Here is a 12,903-nt window from a genome sequence, read left to right on the forward strand (position 1 = left end):
ATCGCTTTAATTAAGGAGATTATAAACAACAAACACCCCCATTCATCTCATATTTAGCTTACTAAATAACGCTTATTAAAACTCACTCACCCCATATTATTCTCTCAAAGGCTCAACACCACACTTCCCTTTGTTTGAATAAAACTCTTGAGTTTCTTTTAAGCTAATAACGGCTAAATATACTTTTTTGACGTCCAAATATATTATTTAACATTTCTATTTTGGAGGATTTGTTATGAAAACCACACACTCTTAAAACAACACTCACTTTGTGAGGATAGAACCTTACACTCTATTTCCTCACTCATTATTGTTAACTAAAACCGCCTATTTGAAACTAAAAAACTGCACTCTTTTGTTTTTCAGCACGTTTGTTTTTTAGCACACGAAATTGGCTCTGCTTTATGGTTTGTTTTTATGTTTTTTTACAACACAAAACCCATCATCAAATCAGATAGCGCCCAATTGTGACTTTTAAATGGCTCAAATGCATTTTTTTGATGTTTTTTTATTTTTGAAAGATTTGTTATGAAAAAAGTACATATCACTCCAAAAGACAAAAGCTTCATTGCTCAAAGGTCTTCTGCTGAGGTATCTTTGGTGAGAGCTGTTTCATTAGGGGCGGTAATGGCTACACTTTTGTCGAGTGTTTCTCCAGTTTTTGCTTCTCATCTTTCTTCAACGGGGTCGACAGTTCAAAGTGCAGAGTCAATAGTTCAAAGTGTAAGTGCAGGTGTGGTTTCTGCTAACGTTGCTCATGGGCGTGTTGGTGGCCGTGCTGGGGTGGCTAATGGTGATCGTTCTTGTGGGGTGGACCAGATTGTTAGCCGTAGTTCATCAAGGTTAGGTAAGAAAGTATCTGCAAAAGAGCAGTATAAGAAGCTGACCTCTAATCAGCTTTCTGATGGTTCTGGTGATTATTCTTTTGAGAGTAGTTGTGGGGCTGATGCATCAGTAAATGCTTTAAAGAGTGCAAGTGCACGTTCTTTAATTGATGTAGATGTAGCGAAAGGCGATTGGTTGTTGGAGGAAAATAATACCATCAACTGGTCTGTTAATACGAGGTCTGTCAATACAACGGGTGCACGTGTTGCTGGTGGGCAGACGAGGGAAAAAGACACAACAGCAACGTTGTGTGGGAATAGTCCCGGTAACCCGAAAAATGTGTGTATAGGTGAACTCGCTAATGTGCAGAATTTTTATAACAGTGGTGGTCTTGCTTTGGGTATGTTCTCTGTCTCTCCTTCTAGAGTTAATGGGGGTCTCTTGGTGGGTGGTTATGATCCTGTAACTGGTGGGGCGTTAGACATCCCTAATAACCCGGTGTGGCATGCTACTTATGATCCAGTATCTTTTGGTGATCCAGATCTACGTATAACGCGGCAGATTGTAGGTGTTGCAGCTGGTCATGAAGATACTGATGCAGTGAATGTTGCTCAGCTAAAAGCATTAAAAGAATGGACGGTGCAGCAAAAGTTTGGTTTTTACCTTAGTGCTGGGAGCGGGGGGATGGTGCACATTAGTGATAACGATCACATCCGTTTTATGGTAGGTGACAATATTGATGTTTCGTTATCATCTACTGATGAACAAAATCTTATCAGTTTTGGTTTGAGTCAAAATGTTCTGGTAGATAGCATTGGAATACTTCAAGGTGGTCCGAAGATGGATGCTAATGGAATCGACCTTGCAGGTGAAAGAATTACAAACATGGCAAGGGGATCTGTTGAAAAAGGTTCAACAGATGCAGTGACAGGTGCGCAGCTTTATGAATTCAAGCAAGACATTGAGGGGTTAAGTAGTACTGTTGGGGTATAAGGGGCGATGTTGACAAGCTTAGTAGTGGTATTAACCTTGCTTTAGGTGGTGGAGCAGATCTCCTGAATGGTAAAGTGCCTAGTTATACGATTCAGAGGGAGAAACGTGAAGGTATTGAAGCAGCTTTTGAGGTTGTTGATGGAACATTAACACAGCTTGATAATAGGATTAAGAAGATAGGAGTTGATCCAGATGAGTCCTTTATTTCTCAAAATCCACCTGACGGTAAGATCAGCATTGGTTTCGCGCAGTTGGGTAATGAGGTCTCGATTGCCAACGCTATTGCAAAAGCTCGAAAACTTACTGGCTTGGCAGAGGGGAAAGTTGAGAAAGGTTCAACAGATGCAATAACAGGTGCACAGCTTTCTGAGAGAGATGAGACTATTAAGGGGTTAACTAGCACTATTGAGCAGGCTGGGAAGAATGTCACGACGCTTGCAGACAATCTTAATACTGCTTTAGGAGGTGAAGCAGATGTGCTTGCAGGTAAGGCACCGAGGTATAAAATTCTTGGAAATAATGATGAAGGTTATAAAGGTGTTGAAGCGGCCTTTAAGGGTGTTGATGGTAAGCTGAAAGAGCTTGATGAGAAGATTGATGGAGTTACGGGTACGGGCAGCAATGCTCTTGTAGCGCAGGATCCATCATCGCATATCATCACGATAGGAGGTAAAGCTGAGGGTGATAAGATTTCCATTTTGAATAAAGATGGAGGATCTCGCACACTTACTGGTTTGAAGGATGGAGAGCTTAAGGAAGGCTCGAAAGATGCAGTGACAGGTGCGCAGCTTCATAAAATAGGCGGTGATATAAATAAGTACTTAGGTGGTGGTGCCAACGTATTAGAGAATACCCCTCCGAAGTATACCATTCAGACGAAGGATCATAAGGATATTGGTAGTGCCTTTGCGGGTGTTGATACGTCATTGACGCAGCTTTCTAGTCGGATTGGCAAGGTGGAAGAGAACAACCTTGTAGCGCAAGATCAGGATGAAGAGTCGAAAGTAATTACCATTGGTGCTAAAGTAGAAGGCAATAAGATCAGTATCACCAACAAGAGTGGACAAGCTCGCACACTTACTGGTTTGGCAGAGGGATCTGTTAGAGGAGGTTCAACCGATGCAGTAACAGGTGCGCAGCTTTATGGTGTTCAAGAGAAGCTTGATCCGTTGGATCTCATTGTGAAGAAGGCTGAGGGTGATGTCACAAAGCTTGGTGAGAATATAAATAAGTATTTAGCTGGTGGAGCCAACGTCCTTGCAGTTGCAGGTAAGGCACCGACGTATACCATTGATGGGCAGGGGCATCGTGATGTTGGTAGTGCCTTTGCGGGTGTTGATGGTAAGCTGACGCAGCTTTCTAGTCGGATTGGCAAGGTGGAAGAGAACAACCTTGTAGCGCAAGATCAGGATGAAGAGTCGAAAGTAATTACCATTGGTGCTAAAGTAGAAGGCAGTAAGATCAGTATCACCAACAAGAAGGGACAAGCTCGCACACTTACTGGTTTGGCAGAGGGCGATCTCTCAGAAGTTTCGACAGAAGCGGTGACAGGTAAGCAGCTTTGGGATGTTCAAGAGAAGCTTGATCCGTTGGATCCCATTGTGAAGAAGGCTGAGGGTGATGTCGAAACCTTAAATAAGAATGTTAATCAGTATTTAGGTGGAGCAGATGTGCTTGCAGGTAAGGAGCCAACGTATACCATTCAGGGCAAGGAGCATCATAATGTCGGAACTGCCTTTGTGGGTGTTGATAATACGCTGACGGTTCTTGTGGGTGATGTTGATTATGTTATGAAAGCGGTCAATAATAGCCTTGTAGAACAAGAAGGTTTGAAAATCACGATAGGTGCTAAAGTAGAAGGCAATGAGATCTCGATTGCCGGTAGTGCAGGATTACGCAAACTTACTGGCTTGGCCGATGGATCTGAGACAGAAGAGTCAACAGATGCGGTAACAGGTAAGCAGCTTTATAAGTTCAAGGGTGAAGTTGAGACGTTAACGAGCACTGTTAATGAAGCTAGTGGGAATGTCACAAAGCTTGCAGGCAATCTTAATACTGCTTTAGGAGGTGATGCTAACGTCCTTGCAGGTAAGGCACCGACGTATAAAATTCTTGGAAATAATGATGAAGGTTATAAAGGTGTTGAAGCGGCCTTTAAGGGTGTTGATGGTAAGCTGACAGAGCTTGAAGGCAAGATTGGTGAAGTCACGGGTACGGCCAATAATGCTCTTGTAGCGCAGGATAAAGAGTCGAAGGTCATTACAATAGGTGGCAAAGCTGAGGGTGATAAGATCTCCATTTTGAATAAAGATGGGGGGTCTCGTACCCTTACTGGTTTGTCAGAGGGGAAAGTTGAGGAAGGTTCAACAGATGCAATAACAGGTGCGCAGCTTTTTGAGGTTGATGAGAGTGTTAAGGGGTTGAATGGCACGATTAAGCAGGTTGGGGAGCATGTTACGACGCTTGATGGGAATATAAATAAGTACTTAGCTGGTGGAGCCAACGTACTAGGAAGTGAGGCACCGACGTATGAAGTTCAGGAGCGGGAGTATAATAGTGTTGGAGCGGCTTTTGAAGGTGTTGATACGTCACTGACGGATCTTTATGAGAAGTTTGATGGTCTGCAAAACAGTGTTGGAGATGATAGTCTTGTCGCACAAAATAAGGAATCCAAACTTATTACGATAGGTGCTAAAGTAGAAGGCAATAAGATCAGTATCACCAACAAGAGTGGACAAGCTCGCACACTTACTGGTTTGGCAGAGGGATCTGTTAGAGGAGGTTCAACCGATGCAGTAACAGGTGCGCAGCTTTATGGTGTTCAAGAGAAGCTTGATCCGTTGGATCTCATTGTGAAGAAGGCTGAGGGTGATGTCACAAAGCTTGATAAGAATATAAATAAGTATTTAGCTGGTGGAGCCAACGTCCTTACAGGTACACAACTGACGTATAAGGTTCAGGATGATGAGTATCATAGTGTTGGAGCGGCTTTTGTAGGTGTTGATAGTAAGCTGACAGATCTTTATGATAAGCTTGGTAAGGTTGAAACTGTTGGAGATGACAGCCTTGTTGCGCAGGGAGTGTCGGGTGTTATTACGATAGGTGCTAAAGTAGAAGGCAGTAAGATCAGTATCACCAACAAGAAGGGAGAAGCTCGCACACTTACTGGTTTGGCAGAGGGCGATCTCTCAGAAGCTTCGACAGAAGCGGTGACAGGTAAGCAGCTTTGGGATGTTCAAGAGAAGTTTGAGCCGTTGAATGGCACTGTTGAGAAGGCTAAGGGTGATGTCGAAACCTTAAATAAGAATATAAATGAGTATTTAGGTGGAGCAGATGTGCTTGCAGGTAAGGCACCGACGTATAAAATTCAGGGCAAGGAGCATCATAATGTCGGAACTGCCTTTGTGGGTGTTGATAATACGCTGACGGTTCTTGTGGGTGATGTTGATTATGTTATGAAAGCGGTCAATAATAGCCTTGTAGAACAAGAAGGTTTGAAAATCACGATAGGTGCTAAAGTAGAAGGCAATGAGATCTCGATTGCCGGTAGTGCAGGATTACGCAAACTTACTGGCTTGGCAGAGGGAGATGTTTCAGACAAGTCAACAGAAGCAGTTACAGGTAAGCAGCTTTATAAGTTCAAGGGTGAAGTTGAGACGTTAACGAGCACTGTTAATGAAGCTAGTGGGAATGTCACGACGCTTGCAGGCAATCTTAATACTGCTTTAGGAGGTGATGCTAACGTCCTTGCAGGTGAGGCACCGACGTATAAAATTCTTGGAAATAATGATGAAGGTTATAAAGGTGTTGAAGCGGCCTTTAAGGGTGTTGATGGTAAGCTGACAGAGCTTGAAGGCAAGATTGATGGAGTTACGGGTACGGCCAATAATGCTCTTGTAGCGCAGGATAAAGAGTCGAAGGTCATTACAATAGGTGGCAAAGCTGAGGGTGATAAGATCTCCATTTTGAATAAAGATGGGGGTCTCGTACCCTTACTGGTTTGTCAGAGGGGAAAGTTGAGGAAGGTTCAACAGATGCAATAACAGGTGCGCAGCTTTTTGAGGTTGATGAGAGTGTTAAGGGGTTGAATGGCACGATTAAGCAGGTTGGGGAGAATGTCACGACGCTTGATGGGCATATAAATAAGTACTTAGCTGGTGGAGCCAAGGTCCTTGCAGGTACAGAACCGACGTATAAGGTTCAGGGCAAGGAGCATCATGATGTTGGTAGTGCCTTTGTGGGTGTTGATACGTCACTGACGGATCTTTATGCGAAGTTTGATGGTCTGCAAAACAGTGTTGGAGATGATAGTCTTGTCGCACAAAATAAGGAATCCAAACTTATTACGATAGGTGCTAAAGTAGAAGGCAATAAGATCAGTATCACCAACAAGAGTGGACAAGCTCGCACACTTACTGGTTTGGCAGAGGGATCTGTTAGAGGAGGTTCAACCGATGCAGTAACAGGTGCGCAGCTTTATGGTGTTCAAGAGAAGCTTGATCCGTTGGATCTCATTGTGAAGAAGGCTGAGGGTGATGTCACAAAGCTTGATAAGAATATAAATAAGTATTTAGCTGGTGGAGCCAACGTCCTTACAGGTACACAACTGACGTATAAGGTTCAGGATGATGAGTATCATAGTGTTGGAGCGGCTTTTGTAGGTGTTGATAGTAAGCTGACAGATCTTTATGATAAGCTTGGTAAGGTTGAAACTGTTGGAGATGACAGCCTTGTTGCGCAGGGAGTGTCGGGTGTTATTACGATAGGTGCTAAAGTAGAAGGCAGTAAGATCAGTATCACCAACAAGAAGGGAGAAGCTCGCACACTTACTGGTTTGGCAGAGGGCGATCTCTCAGAAGCTTCGACAGAAGCGGTGACAGGTAAGCAGCTTTGGGATGTTCAAGAGAAGTTTGAGCCGTTGAATGGCACTGTTGAGAAGGCTAAGGGTGATGTCGAAACCTTAAATAAGAATATAAATGAGTATTTAGGTGGAGCAGATGTGCTTGCAGGTAAGGCACCGACGTATAAAATTCAGGGCAAGGAGCATCATAATGTCGGAACTGCCTTTGTGGGTGTTGATAATACGCTGACGGTTCTTGTGGGTGATGTTGATTATGTTATGAAAGCGGTCAATAATAGCCTTGTAGAACAAGAAGGTTTGAAAATCACGATAGGTGCTAAAGTAGAAGGCAATGAGATCTCGATTGCCGGTAGTGCAGGATTACGCACACTTACTGGCTTGGCCGATGGATCTGAGACAGAAGAGTCAACAGATGCGGTAACAGGTAAGCAGCTTTATAAGTTCAAGGGTGAAGTTGAGACGTTAACGAGCACTGTTAATGAAGCTAGTGGGAATGTCACAAAGCTTGCAGGCAATCTTAATACTGCTTTAGGAGGTGATGCTAACGTCCTTGCAGGTGAGGCACCGACGTATAAAATTCTTGGAAATAATGATGAAGGTTATAAAGGTGTTGAAGCGGCCTTTAAGGGTGTTGATGGTAAGCTGACAGAGCTTGAAGGCAAGATTGATGGAGTTACGGGTACGGCCAATAATGCTCTTGTAGCGCAGGATAAAGAGTCGAAGGTCATTACAATAGGTGGCAAAGCTGAGGGTGATAAGATCTCCATTTTGAATAAAGATGGGGGGTCTCGTACCCTTACTGGTTTGTCAGAGGGATCTGTTACAGAGGGTTCAACCGATGCAATAACAGGTGCGCAGCTTTTTGAGGTTGATGAGAGTGTTAAGGGGTTGAATGGCACGATTAAGCAGGTTGGGGAGCATGTTACGACGCTTGATGGGAATATAAATAAGTACTTAGCTGGTGGAGCCAACGTACTAGGAAGTGAGGCACCGACGTATGAAGTTCAGGAGCGGGAGTATAATAGTGTTGGAGCGGCTTTTGAAGGTGTTGATACGTCACTGACGGATCTTTATGAGAAGTTTGATGGTCTGCAAAACAGTGTTGGAGATGATAGTCTTGTCGCACAAAATAAGGAATCCAAACTTATTACGATAGGTGCGAAGGTAGAAGGTAATAAGATCAGTATCACCAACAAGAAGGGACAAGCTCGCACACTTACTGGTTTGGCAGAGGGATCTGTTAGAGGAGGTTCAACCGATGCAGTAACAGGTGCGCAGCTTTATGGTGTTCAAGAGAAGCTTGATCCGTTGGATCTCATTGTGAAGAAGGCTGAGGGTGATGTCACAAAGCTTGATAAGAATATAAATAAGTATTTAGCTGGTGGAGCCAACGTCCTTACAGGTACACAACTGACGTATAAGGTTCAGGATGATGAGTATCATAGTGTTGGAGCGGCTTTTGTAGGTGTTGATAGTAAGCTGACAGATCTTTATGATAAGCTTGGTAAGGTTGAAACTGTTGGAGATGACAGCCTTGTTGCGCAGGGAGTGTCGGGTGTTATTACGATAGGTGCTAAAGTAGAAGGCAGTAAGATCAGTATCACCAACAAGAAGGGAGAAGCTCGCACACTTACTGGTTTGGCAGAGGGCGATCTCTCAGAAGCTTCGACAGAAGCGGTGACAGGTAAGCAGCTTTGGGATGTTCAAGAGAAGTTTGAGCCGTTGAATGGCACTGTTGAGAAGGCTAAGGGTGATGTCGAAACCTTAAATAAGAATATAAATGAGTATTTAGGTGGAGCAGATGTGCTTGCAGGTAAGGCACCGACGTATAAAATTCAGGGCAAGGAGCATCATAATGTCGGAACTGCCTTTGTGGGTGTTGATAATACGCTGACGGTTCTTGTGGGTGATGTTGATTATGTTATGAAAGCGGTCAATAATAGCCTTGTAGAACAAGAAGGTTTGAAAATCACAATAGGTGGTAAAGTAGGTGGCAATGAGATCTCGATTGCCGGTAGTGCAGGATTACGCAAACTTACTGGCTTGGCAGAGGGAGATGTTTCAGACAAGTCAACAGAAGCAGTTACAGGTAAGCAGCTTTATAAGTTCAAGGGTGAAGTTGAGACGTTAACGAGCACTGTTAATGAAGCTAGTGGGAATGTCACGACGCTTGCAGGCAATCTTAATACTGCTTTAGGAGGTGATGCTAACGTCCTTGCAGGTGAGGCACCGACGTATAAAATTCTTGGAAATAATGATGAAGGTTATAAAGGTGTTGAAGCGGCCTTTAAGGGTGTTGATGGTAAGCTGAAAGAGCTTGATGAGAAGATTGATGGAGTTACGGGTACGGCCAGTAATGCTCTTGTAGCGCAGGATAAAGAGTCGAAGGTCATTACAATAGGTGGCAAAGCTGAGGGTGATGAGATCTCCATTTTGAATAAAGATGGGGGGTCTCGTACCCTTACTGGTTTGTCAGAGGGATCTGTTACAGAGGGTTCAACCGATGCAATAACAGGTGCGCAGCTTTTTGAGGTTGAGCAGAAATTTGAACCGTTGAATGGCACGATTAAGCAGGTTGGGGAGCATGTTACGACGCTTGATGGGAATATAAATAAGTACTTAGCTGGTGGAGCCAACGTACTAGGAAGTGAGGCACCGACGTATGAAGTTCAGGAGCGGGAGTATAATAGTGTTGGAGCGGCTTTTGAAGGTGTTGATACGTCACTGACGGATCTTTATGCGAAGTTTGATGGTCTGCAAAACAGTGTTGGAGATGATAGTCTTGTCGCACAAAATAAGGAATCCAAACTTATTACGATAGGTGCTAAAGTAGAAGGCAATAAGATCAGTATCACCAACAAGAGTGGACAAGCTCGCACACTTACTGGTTTGGCAGAGGGATCTGTTAGAGGAGGTTCAACCGATGCAGTAACAGGTGCGCAGCTTTATGGTGTTCAAGAGAAGCTTGATCCGTTGGATCTCATTGTGAAGAAGGCTGAGGGTGATGTCACAAAGCTTGATGAGAATATAAATAAGTATTTAGCTGGTGGAGCCAACGTCCTTGCAGGTAAGGCACCGACGTATAAGGTTCAGAAGGATGAGTATAATAGTGTTGGTAGTGCCTTTGAGGGTGTTGATAGTAAGCTGACAGATCTTTATGATAAGCTTGGTAAGGTTGAAACTGTTGGAGATGACAGCCTTGTCGCACAAGGAGTGTCGGGTGTTATTACGATAGGTGCTAAAGTAGAAGGCAGTAAGATCAGTATCACCAACAAGAAGGGAGAAGCTCGCACACTTACCGGTTTGGCAGAGGGCGATCTCTCAGAAGTTTCGACAGAAGCGGTGACAGGTAAGCAGCTTTGGGAGGTTCAAGAGAAGTTTAAGCCGTTGAATAGCACTGTTGAGGAAGCTAAGGGTGATGTCGAAACCTTAAATAAGAATATAAATAAGTATTTAGGTGGAGCAGATGTGCTTGCAGGTAAGGAGCCAACGTATACCATTCAGGGTAGTCCGTATAATAATGTTGGAACTGCCTTTGTAGCTGTTGATAATACGCTGACACAGCTTTCTAATCAGATTGACGAAATAGAAACTAACGGTATTTTTGTTAGAGCAGGAGGTGGCAGTCTTATAGAGCAGGATCCATCATCGCATATTATCACCATTGGTGCTAAAGTAGGGGGTGACGAGATTTCCATTGCCAACAAAGATGGAGGAGAGCGCAAACTTACTGGCTTGAAGGAGGGGAAAGTTGATAAAAACTCAACAGAAGCAGTGACAGGTAAGCAGCTTTTTGAGGTTGAGCAGAAATTTGAACCGTTGAATGGCACTATTGAGCAGGTTGGGAAGAATGTCACGACGCTTGATGGGCATATAAATAAGTACTTAGCTGGTGGAGCCAACGTCCTTGCAGGTACAGAACCGACGTATAAGGTTCAGGGCAAGGAGCATCATGATGTTGGTAGTGCCTTTGTGGGTGTTGATACGTCACTGACGGATCTTTATGCGAAGTTTGATGGTCTGCAAAACAGTGTTGGAGATGATAGTCTTGTCGCACAAAATAAGGAATCCAAACTTATTACGATAGGTGCTAAAGTAGAAGGCAATAAGATCAGTATCACCAACAAGAGTGGACAAGCTCGCACACTTACTGGTTTGGCAGAGGGATCTGTTACAGGAGGTTCAACCGATGCAGTAACAGGTGCGCAGCTTTATGGTGTTCAAGAGAAGCTTGATCCGTTGGATCTCATTGTGAAGAAGGCTGAGGGTGATGTCACAAAGCTTGATGAGAATATAAATGAGTATTTAGCTGGTGGAGCCAACGTCCTTGCAGGTAAGGCACCGACGTATAAGGTTCAGAAGGATGAGTATAATAGTGTTGAAGCGGCCTTTAAGGGTGTTGATAGTAAGCTGACAGATCTTTATGATAAGCTTGGTAAGGTTGAAACTGTTGGAGATGACAGCCTTGTCGCACAAGGAGTGTCGGGTGTTATTACGATAGGTGCTAAAGTAGAAGGCAGTAAGATCAGTATCACCAACAAGAAGGGAGAAGCTCGCACACTTACCGGTTTGGCAGAGGGCGATCTCTCAGAAGCTTCGACAGAAGCGGTGACAGGTAAGCAGCTTTGGGAGGTTCAAGAGAAGTTTGAGCCGTTGAATGGCACTGTTGAGAAAGCTAAGGGTGATGTCGAAACCTTAAATAAGAATATAAATGAGTATTTAGGTGGAGCAGATGTGCTTGCAGGTAAGGAGCCAACGTATACCATTCAGGGTAGTCCGTATAATAATGTTGGAACTGCCTTTGTAGCTGTTGATAATACGCTGACACAGCTTTCTAATCAGATTGACGAAATAGAAACTAACGGTATTTTTGTTAGAGCAGGAGGTGGCAGTCTTATAGAGCAGGATCCATCATCGCATATTATCACCATTGGTGCTAAAGTAGGGGGTGACGAGATTTCCATTGCCAACAAAGATGGAGGAGAGCGCAAACTTACTGGCTTGAAGGAGGGGAAAGTTGATAAAAACTCAACAGAAGCGATAACAGGTAAGCAGCTTTTTGAGATGAATACTACGATAGCGGAGTATTTTGGTGGAGGAGCTGGGTATCAAGATGGAAAGTGGACAGATCCAACATTTACAATTGCGGATTTTGGTGTGCAGAGCAAGAATGGAGAACAAACATATCATAATGTAGCTGATGCTTTTGGTGCCGTTAATAGCAGTATGTCTGGTCTTAATGGTCGTATTGAGAAGGTTGAACAACAGACGAGCTCTCAAGTGAATTCTGATAGTTTAAATTGGAATAATGACAAAAATGCCTATGATGCTAGCCATGATGGTAAGGATAGTAAGATCACTCATGTCGCGCAAGGAGATGTTGAGCAGGGTTCTACTGATGCAGTTACAGGTCATCAACTTTGGGTAATAGATGAGAAAATTAACAATCTTGAAGGCAAAGTTGATAGTATAGTTAGCGAAGTTGATATCATTACGGATGGAGCTGTCGTTTATGACAAAGATGAACAGGGCAACAAAATTAATAGCATCACCTTAAAAGGTGGTAAGGAAGATGAGCCTGTGCTCATTGACAATGTTGCCGATGGTAAAATCGAAAAAGATTCGAAACAAGCAGTTAATGGTGGTCAGCTACATAACTATGTCCAAGAACAAACCAAACTTGTTCTCGCAGATGCTAACAAATATACAGATGAAAAAATAGAGAATATAGTTGGTGATGCTGTTGCACAAGCTAATGCCTATACTGATATGAAGTTTAGTGCTTTAAGTTATAAGATTGACAGCGTTCAAAAAGAAGCAAGACAAGCAGCAGCTATCGGTTTGTCCGTATCTAACTTACGTTACAATGATACACCTGGCAAATTCAGTGTTGCATTTGGTAGTGGCATGTGGCGTAACCACTCTGCGCCTGCCTTTGGAGCTGGTTATACATCTGAAGATGGGGATATCCGTTCCAACCTCTCCGTCACTACTTCCGGAGGACACTGGGGTGTAGGAGCAGGAATAAGCTTTACACTAAACTAATCACATCATATTAAAACTAATAACGTCACATTAATTAATATGCCCATATACCACAGATATAAAAAGAATATGATTTGTGACAAGGTGGTTTAAATAAAAAAGACATTTTTATGAAAAAGGAGAATTATCCACAGATTTTTTTTGATATGTTATTACAAAAAAACGCACAAAACTATCAT

Annotated in this window: 3 protein-coding genes; all 3 read left to right on the top strand. The window is 43.3% G+C overall.

The window, feature by feature from the left end:
* Positions 1-528: 528 nt before the first annotated feature.
* On the top strand, positions 529-1,818 hold the full coding sequence (locus tag BscR1v2_RS01335) for a hypothetical protein (RefSeq protein WP_078689449.1): 1,290 nt from the start codon (positions 529-531) through the stop codon (positions 1,816-1,818).
* A gap of 74 nt (positions 1,819-1,892) precedes the next feature.
* On the top strand, positions 1,893-5,861 hold the full coding sequence (locus BscR1v2_RS01340) for a hypothetical protein (protein WP_078689450.1): 3,969 nt from the start codon (positions 1,893-1,895) through the stop codon (positions 5,859-5,861).
* Positions 5,819-12,724: a Vomp family autotransporter gene (locus BscR1v2_RS01345; protein WP_078689451.1), complete on the top strand. Its 6,906-nt coding sequence runs from the start codon at positions 5,819-5,821 to the stop codon at positions 12,722-12,724. The genes BscR1v2_RS01340 and BscR1v2_RS01345 overlap by 43 nt, the downstream gene beginning before the upstream one ends.
* Positions 12,725-12,903 lie beyond the last annotated feature (179 nt).

The organism is Bartonella schoenbuchensis R1, from assembly GCF_002022685.1.
GTDB lineage: Bacteria > Pseudomonadota > Alphaproteobacteria > Rhizobiales > Rhizobiaceae > Bartonella > Bartonella schoenbuchensis.